This is a genomic window from Ferrovibrio xuzhouensis (assembly GCF_042648965.1).
GTDB lineage: Bacteria > Pseudomonadota > Alphaproteobacteria > Ferrovibrionales > Ferrovibrionaceae > Ferrovibrio > Ferrovibrio xuzhouensis.
In genome coordinates, this window is sequence record NZ_JBHRYJ010000001.1 from 1,089,241 (window position 1) to 1,107,141 (window position 17,901).

General features: G+C 58.1%; 20 protein-coding genes. All 20 read right to left on the reverse strand.

What is annotated here, in order from left to right:
* Positions 1–3: 3 nt before the first annotated feature.
* Positions 4–726, reverse strand: coding sequence for a copper resistance protein B (locus ACFOOQ_RS05355; RefSeq protein WP_379722627.1), 723 nt, complete (start codon positions 724–726; stop codon positions 4–6).
* 10 nt (positions 727–736) lie between these two features.
* Positions 737–2,503, reverse strand: coding sequence for a copper resistance system multicopper oxidase (locus tag ACFOOQ_RS05360; protein ID WP_379722630.1), 1,767 nt, complete (start codon positions 2,501–2,503; stop codon positions 737–739).
* Positions 2,504–2,532: 29 nt separating this feature from the next.
* Complete coding sequence (locus ACFOOQ_RS05365; protein ID WP_379722633.1) at positions 2,533–3,102, reverse strand: cupredoxin domain-containing protein; 570 nt, start codon at positions 3,100–3,102, stop codon at positions 2,533–2,535.
* 250 nt (positions 3,103–3,352) lie between these two features.
* The gene (locus tag ACFOOQ_RS05370; protein WP_379722636.1) at positions 3,353–3,814 is read right to left on the reverse strand and encodes a hypothetical protein; all 462 of its coding nucleotides are present in this window, start codon (positions 3,812–3,814) and stop codon (positions 3,353–3,355) included.
* Between the two features lie 133 nt (positions 3,815–3,947).
* Positions 3,948–4,676 carry a cytochrome c biogenesis CcdA family protein gene (locus tag ACFOOQ_RS05375; protein ID WP_379722639.1) on the reverse strand — a complete coding sequence of 243 codons (729 nt, stop codon included), beginning with the start codon at positions 4,674–4,676 and terminating at the stop codon, positions 3,948–3,950.
* Positions 4,677–4,716: 40 nt separating this feature from the next.
* Complete coding sequence (locus ACFOOQ_RS05380; RefSeq protein WP_379722642.1) at positions 4,717–5,505, reverse strand: DsbA family protein; 789 nt, start codon at positions 5,503–5,505, stop codon at positions 4,717–4,719.
* Positions 5,506–5,542: 37 nt separating this feature from the next.
* Positions 5,543–6,244 carry an SCO family protein gene (locus ACFOOQ_RS05385; protein WP_379722646.1) on the reverse strand — a complete coding sequence of 234 codons (702 nt, stop codon included), beginning with the start codon at positions 6,242–6,244 and terminating at the stop codon, positions 5,543–5,545.
* A complete protein-coding gene (locus tag ACFOOQ_RS05390) occupies positions 6,237–6,680 on the reverse strand; it encodes a hypothetical protein (RefSeq protein WP_379722649.1) in 444 nt (147 codons plus the stop codon). Before ACFOOQ_RS05390 ends, ACFOOQ_RS05385 begins: the two co-directional genes overlap by 8 nt.
* 58 nt (positions 6,681–6,738) lie before the next feature.
* Positions 6,739–7,266: a TlpA family protein disulfide reductase gene (locus tag ACFOOQ_RS05395; RefSeq protein WP_379722652.1), complete on the reverse strand. Its 528-nt coding sequence runs from the start codon at positions 7,264–7,266 to the stop codon at positions 6,739–6,741.
* Complete coding sequence (locus ACFOOQ_RS05400; RefSeq protein ID WP_379722655.1) at positions 7,263–7,859, reverse strand: DsbE family thiol:disulfide interchange protein; 597 nt, start codon at positions 7,857–7,859, stop codon at positions 7,263–7,265. Before ACFOOQ_RS05400 ends, ACFOOQ_RS05395 begins: the two co-directional genes overlap by 4 nt.
* Before the next feature lie 136 nt (positions 7,860–7,995).
* The gene (locus ACFOOQ_RS05405) at positions 7,996–8,436 is read right to left on the reverse strand and encodes a DUF411 domain-containing protein (RefSeq protein WP_379722657.1); all 441 of its coding nucleotides are present in this window, start codon (positions 8,434–8,436) and stop codon (positions 7,996–7,998) included.
* A 33-nt stretch (positions 8,437–8,469) separates the two neighbouring features.
* Positions 8,470–9,924 carry a multicopper oxidase family protein gene (locus ACFOOQ_RS05410; RefSeq protein WP_379722660.1) on the reverse strand — a complete coding sequence of 485 codons (1,455 nt, stop codon included), beginning with the start codon at positions 9,922–9,924 and terminating at the stop codon, positions 8,470–8,472.
* An 847-nt stretch (positions 9,925–10,771) separates the two neighbouring features.
* The gene (locus ACFOOQ_RS05415) at positions 10,772–10,954 is read right to left on the reverse strand and encodes a phospholipase D-like domain-containing protein (protein WP_379722663.1); all 183 of its coding nucleotides are present in this window, start codon (positions 10,952–10,954) and stop codon (positions 10,772–10,774) included.
* Positions 10,955–11,065: 111 nt separating this feature from the next.
* Positions 11,066–12,214, reverse strand: coding sequence for a nickel/cobalt efflux transporter (locus tag ACFOOQ_RS05420; RefSeq protein WP_379722666.1), 1,149 nt, complete (start codon positions 12,212–12,214; stop codon positions 11,066–11,068).
* Between the two features lie 92 nt (positions 12,215–12,306).
* Entirely contained in the window at positions 12,307–13,059 is a 753-nt protein-coding gene (locus tag ACFOOQ_RS05425; protein WP_379722668.1) for a YkgJ family cysteine cluster protein, read from the reverse strand.
* Positions 13,060–13,085: 26 nt separating this feature from the next.
* The gene (locus ACFOOQ_RS05430) at positions 13,086–13,574 is read right to left on the reverse strand and encodes a YchJ family protein (RefSeq protein ID WP_379722671.1); all 489 of its coding nucleotides are present in this window, start codon (positions 13,572–13,574) and stop codon (positions 13,086–13,088) included.
* Positions 13,575–13,649: 75 nt separating this feature from the next.
* Entirely contained in the window at positions 13,650–13,928 is a 279-nt protein-coding gene (locus tag ACFOOQ_RS05435) for a metal-sensing transcriptional repressor (RefSeq protein WP_379722674.1), read from the reverse strand.
* 125 nt (positions 13,929–14,053) lie between these two features.
* Entirely contained in the window at positions 14,054–14,299 is a 246-nt protein-coding gene (locus tag ACFOOQ_RS05440) for a hypothetical protein (RefSeq protein WP_379722677.1), read from the reverse strand.
* Between the two features lie 49 nt (positions 14,300–14,348).
* Entirely contained in the window at positions 14,349–14,690 is a 342-nt protein-coding gene (locus tag ACFOOQ_RS05445; protein WP_379722681.1) for a P-II family nitrogen regulator, read from the reverse strand.
* 28 nt (positions 14,691–14,718) lie between these two features.
* Positions 14,719–17,868, reverse strand: a complete 3,150-nt coding sequence (locus ACFOOQ_RS05450; protein WP_379722684.1) for an efflux RND transporter permease subunit — start codon at positions 17,866–17,868, stop codon at positions 14,719–14,721.
* Positions 17,869–17,901 lie beyond the last annotated feature (33 nt).

Consider the following 17,901-nt stretch of genomic DNA (forward strand, 5'->3'; position numbering starts at 1 on the left):
CCTTTAGAACCAGAGTCTGATGCCAACCATGAAACTCAGGTTGTCGGGCTTCTCGCCATCTTCCCTGACATACGAGGCCGTCTGGCCCAGCTGTCGTTCATAATTCACACCAATGTAGGGCGCGAATTCGCGGAAGATCTCGTAGCGAAGCCGCGCGCCGACCTCGACATTGTTTATGCCGGAACCGACCTGGCGCTCCTTGACTGACTGCAGTGCCAGATTGGTTTCGAATTTTGGCTGCAAGATCAGGCGCTGGGTGAACAACAGGTCGTAGGATGCCTTCAGGCGCGCCGAGACTTCTCCCTGGTCACTAACGAAGGATGCGGCATCGACTTCGAAGAAATACGGTGCCAGCCCCTGCAGCCCGAGCACGCCAAATGCCCGATTAGGCCATGGCTTGTAGTCGTAGCGGACACCGGCCTGGACATCGAAAAAATCGGAGACGAGGCGGCTGTAAAGGGCCTGGACTTCAGCCTTTTCAACCTTTCCGTCAACGATCCGTTCGCCTTCGGTTTTCAGCCAGAGCTTGTTGTAATCCTCGCCGATCCAGCCTTCGGCATCCCAGTTATAGGTGTCCTTCCTGTTGCTGGCCCGATATTCAAGCTGTTCCGCCTTGAACATCGCGAAGAGCTGGTCGTCCTCCGCTGCCCGCACTGCCGGAGCGTATAAGCCACCAACAAAAAGGGCCGCAGCCAAGATCGATGCCAATTTTTGGTTCTGCTTCATTGTCAATTCCTCAATTCACGGCGGCTGTTTGCGGCTCCACGATGACCTTCCGGAACATGCCGGTAGCCATGTGATAGAGCAGATGGCAGTGGAAGGCCCATTGCCCTACCGCATCGGCTGGCACATCCACGGACAGCGTGGTCCCTGGCGCGACATTCACGGTATGCTTCAGGGGATTGAACTTTCCGTTCCCGGTATCGAGTTGCATCCACATGCCGTGCAAATGCATCGGATGGCTCATCATTGTCTCGTTGACGAACTTGAACCGCACCCGCTCGCCGTAATGGAGGCGGATCGGCTTGGCTTCAGAGTATTTCTTGCCATTGATCGACCAGAAGTACCGCTCCATGTTGCCGGTCAGCTTCAACACGATCTCCCGGTCCGGGGCGCGATACTCAGCGTATGGCTTCACGGATTTGAGATCACCATAAACCAGAACTCTTTCGCCCTGAGGGGCCTGAGGCGCCAAACCGCTGCCCGGCGCATAATTGCTACCGGTTACAACGCCGTCAGTCGACGGCGACGAATCGGCTGTGCCGCCATGGTTCATTCCGGGCATTTTGGAATGATCCATCCCCGGCATGTTACTCATGTCCATTCCCGGCATCTTGGAGTGGTCCATGCCGGACATCGAGCCCTCGGAGCCGCCACCCTTCGCTGAATGGTCCATGCCGGGCATATTGCCCATGTCCATCCCTGCCATCGAGCCGTGGTCCATCGACATGCCCATGTCAGACATGGTCAACAGTGGCGGCTCTCCCATCGGCGGGATCTCGGCTTGCATTCCGTCTCGAGGTGCCAGGGTACCTCGTGCATATCCTGTCCGGGCCATCGATGCGGCAAAGATCGTGTACGCGCGATCATCTTTCGGTTGGACGATGACATCGTAGGTCTCGGCCACTGCGATACGGAATTGGTCGACCGGCACCGGCTGCACGCTGTTGCCATCAGCCTGCACCACCGTCATCTTGAGGCCGGGTATCCGGACATCGAAGTAGGTCATGGCCGAGCCGTTGATGAATCGGAGTCGGATCCGCTCCCCCGGCTCGAACAGGCCGGTCCAGTTTGCACCGGGATTCTTGCCATTCACGAGATAGGTATAGCCGCTGACATCGGCGCTGTCGGTCGGTGCCATCCTCATCTGACCCCAGGCAAGCCGGTCATCCACGGTTTTGCTGAATCCATTCTTGGCAACATCGGAGAAGAAGGTTCCGACGGTGCGCTGGTTGTAGTTGTAGTAGTCGCTCTGCTTCTTCAGGTTCGACAGGATCGTTTCCGGCTTGCTGTCCGACCAATCCGACAGCATCACCACGTATTCCCGGTCGTAGCGGAACGGTTCCCGCTTCTCCGGCTCGATGACCAGGGGGCCATAGACGCCGGCCTGCTCCTGCAGACCTGAATGGCTGTGATACCAGTAGGTACCCGATTGCTTGATCTTGAAACGGTACGTAAATGTCTCCCCCGGCTTGATGCCGGGGAAGCTGATGCCGGGAACGCCGTCCTGGGTGTATGGCAGAATGATGCCATGCCAGTGAATCGACGTGTCGACATCCATGTCGTTTTTCACATTCAGCACCACGTCTTCGCCTTCCTTGAAACGAAGAGCCGGCCCGGGCAATTGGCCGTTAACAGTCATGGCAGTTTCGGGCTTTCCAGACACATTCACTGCCGTCTTTGCAATGGTGAGGTCATAGGTGCCGGCACGGCCCGCCAGTGGCAGCAGCGCCGCGGTCAGGAATGCACCGAGGATCGATACCGTGAGAGACATCTTTCGCATGGTCTTCTCCCTTCGTGGTTTGCGCCGCATCAGTTGAATTTGAACTCGCCGACCATTCCCGACTCGTAATGACCGGGGATGTTGCAGGCGAATTGCAGTTCCGACGCCTGGGAGAAGGTCCAGACAATTTCTGCCGTCTTGCCGGGTTCGATCAGCTTGCTGTTGGGGTCGTCATGCTTCATCGGCATCGACATTTTCGAATGATCCATGTCCCCCATTTTCGAATGGTCCATCTTGGACATGTCGTGATTCATGCCGGTCGAAGTAAGCATCCCCTGCTCGACCATCATTGCCATTTCCTTCTGATGCTCGGCATGCATGGCAGGCGTGCCAATGTTGAATTCATGAAGAAGCTCACCGCCATTGCGGATGACAAAGCGAATTGTTTCGCCCTTTTTCACGGCGATCTTCGCGGGCTCGTAGAAATTGTCGCCGACGGTGATCTCGATCGTGCGATTGGCCTTGGCGGCGACGCCGGGGGTACCTATCGAGGGGCCTTTGCCATGCCCGGCATCGGCGAGAGCCGGCGCCGCAGCAGAAGTTGCGAAGGCCATCACAGCGGCAAGGACAGCCTGGGAACGGTTAGGAAAGCGGACCATGTTTGCACCTGTTGTCAGAAGTCGTGAAAGGATGAATGAGAGAGCCTGTTTTCGCTTTCGCGAGAGCCGAACGTGCCCGTGACGGGAGATAGCCAATGAGAATCCGGCATGCCGGGCGGGAAACGCATTCACCCCAGCCCATGGCGAAGGCAGGTTTCGCCAATCAGTCGGTTCGCAATATCAGGAGCAGTCGGTGTCTGGAAGATCAGCCAACATGCCCTCGGCTACAGCCGTTAAGGCCGTACGGAGGTCAGACTGCCCGACGCGGCGGGCGCAGCGGCGGATCGCCGAAAGTGGAAACGGCGATCGGAGTATTTGAGAAGCAGTATCGACCGGAAAATACGGGGACTGACAGCCCGAACTGGGTGTCAGAGAACATCATCGGCGAGCAAGCCATCTCACAACAGGTCGACCCGCCTGCAGCCCCTGAGGCGCCGCCATGCCGGCCTTCATGATGGCCCGGCAGCGAGCGCCTGTCGTGCGAGGCACCATGGTGGTCGCCAGCGTACAAATAGTCCGCGCCCGCCCCTGCGGCCTGAGGGGCCGAAGCGGTATGGCTAACGCCGAAGTGATCGGTCTTGGCAGCCATGGCCGAAGCACCAAAGCTGCCAAGACCGATCACGGTCATCAGCATCAGTCCGAGCAGGACAAATATGAGTTTAGGCTTCTTCATGACGACGATTAATATGAACACCACGCTGGCGGATTTCAATGGCGAACAGCATGCTGGAGCCGAGAAGCATGCCATATATGTCCATTTTTAACCTGTTTTATGCTTGGCAAACAGTCGTTTCGACTTACAAGCCGATAGACATGGATCGGCTAGATAGTCACCTGTGGTACACCTACCCTATTGCCGACAGAGCAGGAAATGTTCTGAGAAACCAGTAAGACAAGACCGTAAGGTCTCCGGTCAGCATCGCAACCCCCATGGCCATCATCGCCACCCCGGCGACAAGTTTGAGGAGCCGCCCGGCCCGGCTGAACTTCCTCATTCCCGATACAAGAAAGTCAGTAAACAGCGTGGCCAGCAAAAACGGGATTCCAAGGCCGAGGGAATATACAGCGAGAAGGAACATCCCTTCCGCGACAGAGGATGAAGTGGCGCCAACGGTCAAAATGGCTCCGAGTATCGGGCCGATGCAGGGCGTCCATCCGAATGCAAAAGCCAAACCGAGTATGTAGGCTGATGCCGGATGTCCCCCGGCGATCGTGGAATGCCAGCGAGCATCGCGCATCATCCAGGCCGGCCTGATCAAGCCGGTCAGAAACAGGCCGAATCCAATGACTACAACGCCGGCGACAATATTGAACTCATACCGATAGTCGTTCAGCCGTTGCCCGAGAACCGTGGCGCTGGCGCCCATCAGGACGAAGACTGTAGAGAATCCAAGCACGAAACACAGACTCAACCCCAGTGCCTGAAGGCGGCACTTCATGCCAGGGCCATCCAGAACGCTCACTGACCGGCCCGCCACATATGATACATAGCCGGGCACCAGGGGGAGCACACAAGGAGACAGGAAAGAGATGAACCCTGCGACCAGGGCGGCGGCAAGTGAGATATTCAACATAGTAGCCTTGGCCTGTTGCGGATTGGATACGCGATAAACCTCAGCGCCCGTCGCGGGCGCGTTGAACTAGAGTCCTTATGGTATCCTGGTCGGCAGCGCCGCGAATAATCTCCTTTCCAATCACAAATCCCGGCGTGCCATTGATCCGAAGGGACCTGGCGAGCGTCTCGTTGCGCCTGATTTCTGCGTCAACGCGCGGGTCATTCATGTCAGATTTCAGCTTTGCCAAATCGAGACCCATTTCAGAGGCGGCCGCGAGAACGGAAGCTTCATCGGCATGCCCCTTAAGGGACATGAGACGCAGGTGGAATTCCGCATAGCGCCCCTGCGCATTCGCAGCAAGCGCTGCCTTCGCCGCGAAAATAGAATTCGAGCCAAGGATAGGGAATTCCTTGAACACCATGCGTATGGACCCATCGGATTCCATGACGCGATCCAGAGTTTGCGCAACACTACGGCAGTATGGACAATTGTAGTCGAAGAACTCAACCATCGTCACATCGCCGGCGAGGTTACCGGAAACAGGGCTGTCCGGATTCCTGAGCAATGCATCAGCGTTTGACGCAATCATCTGTGCTGCTTCACCTTGCTCTTCCGCCATGCGGCGAGCCTCCAGTGCCTGGAGCGATTCAAGGATGATCTCCGGATTGGCCAGAAGGTAGTCACGGACCCGACTCTCAAACTCCGCCTTCGTCATCGAAGCGGGGCTGCTTTCCGCTGCTGTCGATGCCCCCATGTTGACGACCAGAAAGCTTCCGACAAGGAAGGCCATCAGCGCTACCCGTTGGATAGCCCCGAGCAGAATTGCACGGTTCAGATTCACGTTCATTTCGCCCCCTTGCTGCGACCTCGGGAATGGCCGCATTTCAGAACCATTTCTGGATCGACGACCAGAATCCCCGGTCCTCGAGCTTCGCCGGGTCCTTCACATGCGTATCGTTCGTAAGCGCGTTGATAAACAGAACCATATTGACTGGAGAAAATTTCAGACCGTGAAAGTTGGCTCGCCACTGGCCATCCCTGTCAATGATATGCGTAACAATGCCATGTACCTGGTACTGGCCATCGACCGGCGTGAAGCGATGGCCATATGCCTCTGCCAGCTTTCTGGTACTCGCTTCCAACTGATCCGTCGTTCTTGTTAGGAAATGCCAGTTCGAAGGGTCAAGACCATGGACTGAACCATACTCGACCAGCACATCCGCCGTGTCATGTTCAGGGTCAGTTGTTACTGAAATGAACTCCACAAGCCCTTTCATCGGGGTACGGTTCACCATGTCCTGAATCTCGGCAATACGCTCAGAATGAAGCGGGCATATGTCAGAGCAGTTGGCGTAGATGAAATTCAGAACAATGACTTTCCCAGAATATGAAGCCAGACTTGAACGGACACCATTTGCATCCTGCAGAAGAAAATCCGGCGCCGGCTTGTTGATGATCTGGAAGTAGGCTTCCTTCTGAGACAGGCTCCCCTCTAGCTCCTTGAGTGAATACGCGGCGGCGGAACCACCAATCAGCACAAAGCCCATGACGGTCGCACGCAGGAAGGCACCGAAAGCACTAGCCATGATCGCGTTCGTCCGAAGAATGACGCCCGCGAATCTCATACTCTTCGTTTATCAACGAAGGATTCGATCTTGTAGACCGGTCGCTGTCGCGTGGGCCCAAAAGTCGAACCGGCTCCGACTCCGGAGGAAGGACCTCAACCTTTGGAGCGACATACGGTTGACCGGAGTGGTTGTCACGGCTTTCAGTATCAGCGGACTTCCTGTGCATCATGCACAATCCGAGCGCACACATGCCGGCGCAGGGAAGCAGACTCAGAATAATCGGTGCAATTCCAATGGCTGCAAGCCAGCTCCAGTTCAATGCCAATGCAGCAGCAACAATAGTTCCGCCAGCCAGAAGCAATCCGCGGCGACCGCGGAGGTAGTAGCGCACGGCATAGATCAAATCGGAGCGGAGGGAGGTTTCAGAAGCGGAATTCAGGCGCTGGTCAGACATGGTATCAGTATCCTTCTCTGTATCTGAGGTGTATTTCCCTGGTCACAGGCATATTCGGTCACTTCCTGTATCGCTCGAAATACGAGATCATCGCCGGATCGTCCCACTGCGCCGGTCCGACAAGACGGCCGACTTCCCGTCCGGCTGCGTCGATCAGAAGGGTGGTCGGCAGACCGGTTACACCGAGTGCTCTCGAGGCCCCGCCACTGTTGTCAAGATAGGGCGTGAGGTACTGGATCTTGGCATCCCGAAAGAAAGTCTCGACCACGGACATGCCGGCCCTGTCAATCGAAAGCGCGACAACCTGAAACCCCTCCCCGCCAAGTCTGGATTGGAGCCTGTCGAGCGTTGGCATTTCCTCCCGGCAGGGTGGGCACCAGGTCGCCCATATGTTGAGGAGCACGGTCTGTCCGCGAAAATCCGACAAACTCCCTATTGAACCGTCTTTTGCGACAAATCGAACAGGGGGAAGCGGCCGGGGATCCGCATGGAGAACAAGTCCCGGAGGAACCTCCCCGGAGCGGGCGGCAGCGGATATGTCGGATATGATCGAGATCATCAGGATCAGTAGAAATTTTGATTTCATTTCAAATCCCGCACAAGATCAGGGGAACTGAAGAAAGGTCGAATAGTCGAATCAACGATCGCGCGCGTGAGCGGGCCGATCTGCTTGTGCAGAATCCGGCCTCCGGCATCGACGACATATGTTTCCGGAACACCGTAGACGCCCCATTCGATGGCGACCCGGCCGGAAATGTCGGCGCCGGTTCTGGCGTAGGGGTCTCCCATCTCCTCGAGCCAGCGCGCAGCGTCGTCGGGCGCATCCTTGTAGTTGAGACCATAGACAGGAATCGAGCCGTCGGCCGCGAGATCCAAGAGAATCGGATGCTCTTCGCGGCAGGCAACGCACCAGGAGGCGAAGACGTTGACTAGCGACACGTGACCGAACAGGTCCTTTGTGGACAGCCCGAGGGTCCTCCCTTGTACTGGCGGCAAGCTGAACTCCGGGGCGGGCTTGCCGATCAACACCGACGGGATTTCACGCGGCTTTAGCGTGAGGCCGAAGCCGAGGAGCAGTGCCAGCGCAGCAAAAACGGCGACTGGAACGACTGCCAGACGGCGCGATCTGCGCAATCCGCTTCCCGTTGAACCGGTCTTGGCCGTGGTATCCGTATGCATTGCCGTCTATCTGCCAATAAGGAACTTGATCAATGCGGCGATCGCGAGCAGCAATGCGACGATTGCCAGCCCTATCACGCCCAGAGAGACCGTTCCCATCCAGCCACAATCACCGCCGTGCATCATGGTGAACCCCCTACTCCGTTGCGTATACGATGGGCGTTCCACCGTTTTTGGGGACCGAGAATACGGTGAACGGAGCGGTCTTCTCGCCGCCCATGCCGGGCGAACCGGTCGGCATTCCCGGCAAGGTGATGCCGACAATGTCGGGGCGATCGCGTAGGAGCTTGCGCACAATATTGACAGGGACATGGCCATCCACGACGTAGCCATCAATAAGCATGGTGTGGCAGCCTTCCAGCTGCGAAGGAATTCCTGCCTTTTGGCTGATCTCGGATAGGTTATGAACAGGCTTCACGTCGACTTGGAATCCGTTCTGCCGCATGTACTCAGCATAGCCTTCGCAGCAACCACATTGCGGGTTCTTGTACAGTATGGCCGGCGTCGATTGAGCGACGGCTGTCAACGGCAGCAGAAAAACCGACGCCAGCGTTGCGATGAAATGTTTGCGATTCATTAGGTAGCTCCTTTGGTTCTAGGAAACGGGCGATCAGGTGATACGAAGGACAGTCATCAGCCCGGATTTCTGATGATCGATAACATGGCAGTGGAACATCCAGTCGCCCGGGTTATCGGCAACAAAGGCGACCTCAACGACATCTTGCGGTGCAAGGAGTACCGTATCCGCCCACTGTCGATTTGGCACATTCTCCCCGTTCCTCGAAATAACAAGAAAACTGAGGCCGTGGAGGTGCATGGGATGCCACCAGGCTGTGGCATTGCTGATGGACAGAAGATAGGCCTTATGCCGCTCCAATGTAGCAAGCGGCGGCATACCGGCTTGCCCATCGCCGGTCATGGAAGATCCATTGATCGCCCAGACGGCACTTGATGAGGCCATCCCCATCATGCCGCCCATGCCGCCCATCATTCCGCCCTGGAGGGTGATTTCGATCCGGGTTGCTGTTGCAAGTTCCGGTTCAGGAAGCGGGTTACGAGGCAGGGAAAACTGGCCGATATTGACAGGCGCCCTCTTTCTCCCGGTTGTGTCGATGCAGACGAAATCGGTCAGGTCGTAGGAAAGAGCGGGATAGAAATCGTCCCGAACCGCGTAGCGGTTTCCGGGTTTACCGCTCATTGTAAGGATCAGATCGATCCGCATGGCCGGGCCAAGCACCACCCGGCCATCGACAGGGACAAAGGGGTCACAAGGCTGTCCGTCGACAGCAATCACGATCGGATCGTACCTCGAAAAATCAAGCCGCATGATGCGGGCGAGACTCGTATTGATCAGTCGAAGACGGACGGTTTCGCCATCATGGAACGCTTCTTCTCGAGAAAAGCTGCCGTTGATGGAAACCAGACTGCCGATCCGGCCGGCCATACCGGCTTCCATGGCATTCCCGAAGCCGCCTGCTATCTGTCGCCCGTCGTCAAGGCGCCAATCCGTCAGGACCCAGAGGATATCGCGATCAACGGGTGGAGGACTATCCTCCTCCACTATCAACGCGCCTGCGAGTCCCCTTCCTTGTTGCTGCAGGGTGTTGGAATGTGGGTGATACCAGAAAGTCCCGGCATCCGGAGGGGAAAATTCGTAGACAAACTGCTCACCGCTGCGAATTGGCGGTTGCGTCAAACCCGGAACGCCGTCCATGGCATTCGGAAGCCGAATGCCATGCCAATGCACCGTGGTATCTTCATCCAGACGGTTCCGCACTGTGACCCGCAGGGGTTGTCCCTGTTTCACTCGAAGAACCGGCCCAGGCACCTGATCGCTATATGCCAACACGCCAGTCGCCGGTCCGGCGTCGGTCCAGAAGTGACGATTAGCCGCGGAAACTGTCAGCAGTATTTCCCGTGGACCGGATCTGGCTGCTTCACCTGGCGCCGATCCAGCCAATCCATACCGGACAGGCAAAGTGGACATTGCAAGCCCAGCCAGACCGGCAAAAACCTGCCGGCGACTGATGCTCGGCGCGGACCATTCGATGTCGCGACGTCTCATACACGAATCCCTCGATAACAGAAACCCAACTCAGCGGCACGCATCAGCCCTTCGGGAGACAACTGTTCCCGAATCGATCAAGGCGCGCTGATTGCAACTATCGAGAGATCAGAATCGAGGAGGGTATGGATCAGGCCGTGTGGCGTAATCCGAAAGCGGAACCACAACACGCTGATAGTGGTCTGTGCGGAAATAGCCCCGGGCAATCAGTGAGTCAGGGAGAACAGCATAGAATGCATTACACTGGGCAGAAATACTGCATGGCGCGGCTTTCACCGATCCACAATCGTCACAGCCGTCGCCTTGAGCATCGATCATACGGCTCATATTTGCGGGCGACATCGCCGCCGACGCATAGGATACCTGAATCGTCCCGCTCAGGATCAGAGCGAGGGCAAGGAGGGCGACGAATATGCGCGAGCAAAACCGCATGTTGGTGACGATAGCACCAGATATCCAGAAAGCAATATTGGAAAATGCGAGTGCATGTGGTGGATTGCCGCAGATTCCCATATGGGAAGGTTGAGGCTAGAGCTTTGGAAACAGATAAGCCGGGTGCTACAATGTTCAAATGGTGCTGCGGACCGGATTTTCTTTAGCCATCGCGATCATCAATCCGCGCTCGTCAGTTAATGTGGAGTGCCAAATGCAAAAACAGCCTTCACTTGAGTCGGAAATCCTGAGACTCCTTCATCGTGCGGATTTTGAAAGACGACCGAAAATCGTTGAGTGTCTACTTCAGGCATTAGAATCGCTGGAAACACGCGATCGCTGTCGCCCTGCTGTATCGGATGCATACAGACATCTGTGCGCGCCCCCGAAGAAACCGAACTGATAGATCCATTCGCTAATGCTCCCCGACATGAAGATGATCCAGCATAATGACGCCGTCATCCGCGTTATATTCCACGGAAAATTTCGTGATAATATAGCTGCCGGTTACAACAGCGCTCCTATCGATGATCAGGATCTTGTCATGCATGGTCTTCATTGATAGGTCGAGCAAGAGAGGAAATTCTGCCTTCTGCAACGCGGGCAGAACCGACTATTGTTTGTGGAACTGGCCGGCATCCAACGCCTACCCAGCCAACCTAGACGACCCGGCGCTGCTGCCGCACCCACCTCCTGACGAAACGAAGCATCAAGCCCCTGACGCCGTTAGAGCGATCCCCCCCTGAATTCCAACATAAATCCCGACAACGATGATCAGGACTCCGGAAAGATATGGCGCACGACGCGCCACGGCTCCGAACCAGGAGAACCGTCTGGATGCATGACGAGCACTGAGAGCCGCCGCGGAACCGACCGTCACAAGCGTCACAGCCAGTCCGATCGAGAAGCAAAGGACGAGCACAGCTCCTAGGGTGAACTGCTTGAGTTGCAGGCAAAGTAGCAGGACGGTGATGGATGCCGGGCATGGGATCAGGCCTCCCGTCAACCCGAAGATGAGGATCTGACCGGTGGTGACATTGCGATCGGAAAATCTGCGGCGGATATCATTTGCATGCGCTAACTCGTGGGCATCCTGATAGTTGCCAGACGCGACATCCAGGCCACGCATCTCCTCATGCATGTGATCGTGATCTTGGGCATGCTCTTCGATAAATGAAAGATCATAGTCATGCGCATGACTGCCATGGCCGAGACTGACGCGGACCATGAATTCGTGTGGTTGAGGGATATCGTCGAGTGACTCCAAAAAACCGCCACGATCCGCAAAGGTAAATACCTGCCGTGCGCCATCGGGACGTTCGGTCACCAGGGCGATATCTTCTGCCGCCCAGGCATGCGCGTATTCGGAGCGAACCCGCCATCTCGGCGGGACGCCATCCTCAAATATCTCAACGGCGATCACGCCGTGGCCAGTATCGATGCGACGGGTTTCGCTCCCATGCACATGCAGATGATCATTAGCATGCTCACCTGATGCCGACCTTGCCTTCTGCAAGTCCCATCGGGTCCGCAGCAGCATCCATATAGCAATTGCGATGATGATTGCTGCCGAAACCAGCTGCAAATATGGCTCGAAGCTCTGGGCGTCAATACCGCGCCAGATGTACATGCCGCCGAGCGCAATCGTCCAGACGACGACGGTATGGGAAACCGTCGCCGCCAGTCCGAGCAGCACAGCCTGCCCTACGGTGCCCCGGATAGCGACGATGAACGCCGCCATCATCGTCTTCGAATGCCCAGGCTCGAGACCGTGCAGCGCGCCCAGCAGGATCGCGCTCAGGATGAAAAGCCAAGCATGGGCCGTACCCTGCTGGAGGAGTTCGGCAAAGGACGGCATGGACGCACCTTGGGAAAGCCGGCATCGACGAGCATACTATCCCCGGGGATGGGATATAGTCAAATTCACTCTCCCGCCGGTATGGGCGTGTTTCAGACGAGAGATTCGAGGCGCCGGATCGCCTCGCTGTAATATTGATGGAAAGCTGCCGCTGGCCTGTTGTCGACTGTCTGTTCCGCATACCGCCGCAATACCGGCAACTGCGCAGCCGCGAAGGCCGACAGATCGGCGCCCGGCAGCCTCGGCAAGATCCCGGTGAATGGCAAGGCAAGTCGACCTCCGCCAGATTGCTTGCTCAGCATTTCGAGCTTGCCGACAATGCCCGCAACCGAGACGACAATGCGATCCGCATAGGCTTTCAGGATTGGGGCCTGGACAAGAAGCTTCTGCCGTTCTGAATCAAATTCTGTCCGGTCAACGATCTTGCCGCTTTCATAGACGAGCGGCGCCGACCTGGAAATGTCGCAGGTCCAGCCTGCCCGTGGCAACAGCATGTCGGCTTGGTCGTTCTCGTCCTTGTAGGCATAGAACGGCATGGCACGACAGCGGATCGGTTTGTCCGCGTGAATGGCGCAGAGCCCTTCGGCGGTCAACTCCGGGCAGGGCAGCTGCGGTGGCAGATATGCCGTCGGGACGATCAGCACCGCCACCGATTTCCGGCGCGCGACCTGCACGACCGTCCCCAATCGGGACGTCATGTCATAGGACGCATTTCCGGGCCGGACAACGGTCCAGACCATGGCAAGCGGGAAGCGATGGGCGTGCGCCAGGGCCTCATCCAGGGTCAGCGGCAACATGCCGGTGCAGCATTTGCCGCAGGCCGTACATTGAAAATGGTGCTGCATCGGCGTCGGTGGCGATGGTTATATTGTCACGGATTGGCGCCGCAGCATTTTTTGTACTTGCGACCAGATCCGCACGGGCAGACATCGTTGCGGCCAACCTTGGCGGCGCGCCTGGGGGCCGATTTTGGTGCGACCTCTCCGCCCGAACACAGCCACACACCATCTTCACGACGAAATGTCGCACGCTCGTGATGCACGCGCTGTTCTCCATGCAGCCTGAATTTTGCGGCATACTCCACCACGCCTTGCTGATCATCCACGCCGCCACCGGATACAGCGATGATGTCAAGGCCAAGCCAGCGCGCAGCCATACCTACGCTCTTTGCTTCGGCCGGATCAAATTCAGCCTTGGTCTCCTGCGTAATAGTGCGCCCTAAATAGGCTGCATCCCCTCTCGTGTAAGCCGTATAGCGAGAGCGCATCAGAGCGAGCGCCGTCGGTACTGGCCTTCCGTCAAGGTACGGGCCGCAGCAGGCCTCGAAACCAAGACCGGAGTGGCAGGGGCATTGGCTCATGTCTATGTCCCGATCTGTCTTGGTCAGGCATGCCCGTTAAAGCGACCCACATTATTCCTGAGAAATTTTCAAGAATCACAGATATTTAGTGATTTCCTTGAACTCCGCGATAGCGCTCTGCTGCTGTCGTGGCGTTGCCATCGCCGCCGCTTCCAGGCAATGGTCGATATGATCCTGGATGAGCGTTTTTTTTGCTTGGGCAATTGCCTTTTCCACGGCGTGCAGCTGCTGGGCGATGTCGATACAGGCGCGCCCTTCCTCGATCATCGCCGTCACGCTGCGCAGATGCCCTTCGGCCCGCTTCAGTCGCTTCAGGATGTCGGGGTGAGTTTCGTGCAAATGCCGCTTTGTCATGATTCGATCATATCCCCCCTGGGGGATCAGTCAAGAAACGGCCGGGCGACCGAGCACTTGATTTCATCTGGCGGCTGAGAATTGCGAACTGTTCACAATTCAACGTGATGCCAGTCCATATCGCCTTAATCCTCGGCAATATCTTCCTCCCAGCTATGGCGGCGGTATTGCACCGGCGCGCCGGCGCCGACTTGGTGCTGGAAGTGCAGCCGTCTCGCTATGCATTCCCTGAATTCCTGCGTACCGGCCGACAGGCCCTTCTGCACGCAGAATTCCTTGCGATCTGCCGCGTATTGTTCCGATGTTGCGCCACAGCCCGCAACCCCGAGTCCAGCCAATCCGATCGCCATCAATGTAAATTTCCGCATCATCTCTTCCTTCTTGTTTTGACTGATTTGATTTAATCAATGGCCGCGCGGGTCAAACCGCCGAGCCGCCTTCCTCGCCGCTGCTGATCCGCCGTGCCTGCAAAATGTCCGAGACGTAGATCTTTCCGTCGCCGCGCAGGCCGGTATGGGCCACCCGCTGGATGATGTCCGAGATCGTGGCGACCATGTCGTCTGCGCAGGCGATTTCAAGGCGCGTACGCGGCACCAGCTCGAGACCCTGGTAGATCTGCCGGTCAGGCGCGGTCAGGGCGCGACCGCGGCCGAAACCATGGATCTCCGACAGGCTGAGGCCGGTCAGGCCTTCGACATTCTGCAAAGCCAGCACCACATCGACGACAAGATGCGGCTTGATGAATGCAACGATCATTTTCATGCTTCTCTCCATTTCTTGTGCAGGCCCGTCAGCGGGAAACCCGCGCCGGACCGCCGTCATTCGCCGTTGCCAGTGGATGGCTGGCCGGGCCTTCCCGCTCCGGGATGATTGCGAACCATTTGTAGACGGCCGGCAGCACCAGCAGCGTCAGCAGCGTCGAGGAAATCAGGCCGCCGACCACCACGGTCGCCAGCGGACGCTGCACTTCCGAGCCGATGCCGCTGGCCAGCAGCAGCGGGATCAGGCCGAGGCTCGCCACGGTAGCCGTGGTCAACACCGGCCGCAGACGGGTCATCGCGCCTTCGTAGACCGCCTCATCGACCGGCCGGCCGCGCCGGATCAGGTCGTTGATATACGAGACCATCACAACGCCATTCAGCACGGCGACGCCGAACAGGGCGATGAAACCAACCGAAGCCGGCACGCTGACGAACTGGCCGGATATGGCGAGGGCGAGAATGCCGCCGATCAACGCGAACGGAACGTTCAGGATGATCAGCAGGGCATTGCGAACTGACCCGAAGGAGGCGAACAGCAGCAGGAAGATCATCACTAGGCTGATCGGCACCACGATGGACAGCGTCTTCTGGGCCCGCTGCTGGTTCTCGAACTGGCCGCCCCAGGTGACGAAATAGCCAGCCGGCAGCTGAACCTGACTGGCCACCGCCTGCTGGGCCTCGGCGACGAAGCCGCCCATGTCGCGGTCGCGGACATTGGCCTGGATCACCACGCGCCGCTGCGCCGCTTCGCGCATGATGGCCGGCGGCCCTTCGACGATGCCGATATCGGCGACCTGGGAGAGCGGAATGCGCAGCCCGTTGCTTCCGGTAATCAGCAGGTTACCGATGGCTTCGGCACTGTCTCGCGCATTCTCGGCCACCCGCAGATAGACGTCGTAGCGTTGCTGGCCCTCGATCACCTGGCTGACCGGCTCGCCGCCGACCGCGGTAGATACGATCTCCATCACGTCAGCGACATTCAGGCCATAGCGGGCCAGTGCCTCATGGTCGGCGCGCACGACCAGCTGGGCCTCGCCGCCGATCTGCTCCATCTGCACATCGGCCGCGCCGCGCACCGCCTTGATCGCCGTCTCGATCTCACGGCCCTTCTCTTCCAGGACCTTCAGATCCTCGCCGAACAGTTTGACAGCCAGCTGCGCCTTGACACCGGACAGCAGTTCGTCGACGCGGGAAGCAATCGGCTGGCCGAAATTCAGCGTGACGCCCGGATATTCCCCGAGATCCCGCTCGAAAACCTGCACCAGACCCGCCCGGTTCAATGCCGTCGTCCATTCCTTTTGATCTTTCAGCACGACGAGCAGTTCGTTATTCGAGATCGGTTCCGGGTCGCCGCCGAGTTCCGGCCGGCCGATCTGGCTGACCGCATAGGTGACTTCCGGGTATTTCATTAACTTCTTCTCCAACGCCGTGCCGATCCGTTTCGCCTCGGCCAGCGAAATGCTCGGGTTCATGGTCACCCGGATCGACATGGTGCCTTCGTTGAGTTCTGGTACGAACTCTGTGCCAAGGAATGGCAGCGTCGCCAGCGATCCGACGAGCGCCGCAAGCGCGATGACCACCACCGCGATCCGGTGACGGATCGCCCGCAGCAGCACCGGATGGTAGACCGCTTTCAGGGCACGCATCAGGCGAGTGTCCTCCTCGGAGATCCGACCCTTCAGCAGGATCGAGGCAAGGACGGGAACCACGGTCAGTGCGACGACCAGAGAGCCGAGCATGGCAAACGCGATAGTGAAGGCCATCGGGCTGAACATCTTGCCTTCGACGCCTTCCAGCGTGAATAGCGGCAGAAATACCACCACGATGATCAGCACTGCGAAGAAGACCGGCTGGCCGACCTCCTCGGCCGCGCGGCGCACTTTGTTGGACAGACTTTCCTTTTCATGCCCGTCTTCGGCGAGGTGCCGCATGATGTTCTCAATCATTACCACCGAACCGTCGACCATCATGCCGATGCCGATGGCAAGGCCGCCCAACGACTGCAGGTTTGCCGACAGCCCGAAATGCCGCATCATGATGAAGGCCACCAGCATTGACAGCGGGATCGAACAAACCACGATAAGGGCGGCGCGCGCGTTCCACAGGAAGATGAACAGCACCACCACGATCAGCACGGCCGCCTCGGCCAATGCCTTGACCACGGTAGTCACCGCCTTCTCGCCCAGCATCGACTGGTCATAGATCGGCACGATCCGCACGCCGGCCGGCAGTGATTTCTGGATGCTCTCCACCTTCTTGCGGATATCGCTCAGCACCTGGCGGGTATTGGCGCCCTTGAGCTGCAGGACCACGCCGGTCACCGCCTCGCCATCGCCATTGACACTGACGGCTCCCTGACGAATTTCCGCCCCATATTCGACGGCGGCGACATCGCGGACATAGACGGGGGTGCCGTCCACGGTCTTCAGCACGATCCGTTCGATGTCGGCTAGGCCGCGCGCGCCGCCCGAGATCAGGCCTTCGCCACGCACCACCAGCTGTTCCTGGCTGCCCTCGATGTACCAGCCGCCGGCGTTGCGGTTGTTCTTCTGGATCGCCTCGCGGATATCGTTCCAGGTCACGTCATAGGCCGTCATTCGTTCCGGGATGACGCGGACCTGGAACTGGCGGACCTCGCCGCCGTTGCTGAGTACATCGGTAATGCCGGGCACGGTGCGCAGCTGGAACTTGACCACCCAGTCGTTGATCGACCGCAATTCCATGAGCGACTTACCGGGACCTGACAGGAGATATTTGTAGACCTGTCCGAGGCCGGTCGTGATCGGCCCCATTTCCGGGGCACCGAGGCCATCGGGGATACGCTCGCGGGCGATCTGCAGGCGTTCGAGGACCAGCTGTCGGGCGAAATAGATGTCGACCTTGTCATCGAACACCACCGTCACAACGGACAGGCCGGTTTTCGAGGTCGAGCGCACTTCGGTGACGTCCGGCAGGCCGTTCATCACCGATTCGACCGGATAGGTGATCAGTTGTTCGACTTCCGCCGCTGCGAGGCCCGGCGCTTCCGTGTTAATCTGGACCTGGACATTGGTGACATCCGGGAAGGCGTCAACGTTCAGCTTCTGCATGGATGCCCAGCCATAGGCGATCAGGCCGATGGTCAGAACCGCGACCAGGAATCGTTGGTTCAGGGCAAGGTCGATGAGGCGGTTGATCATATATGTGCCGCTTTCGTGTTGCTCGGGGCCTGC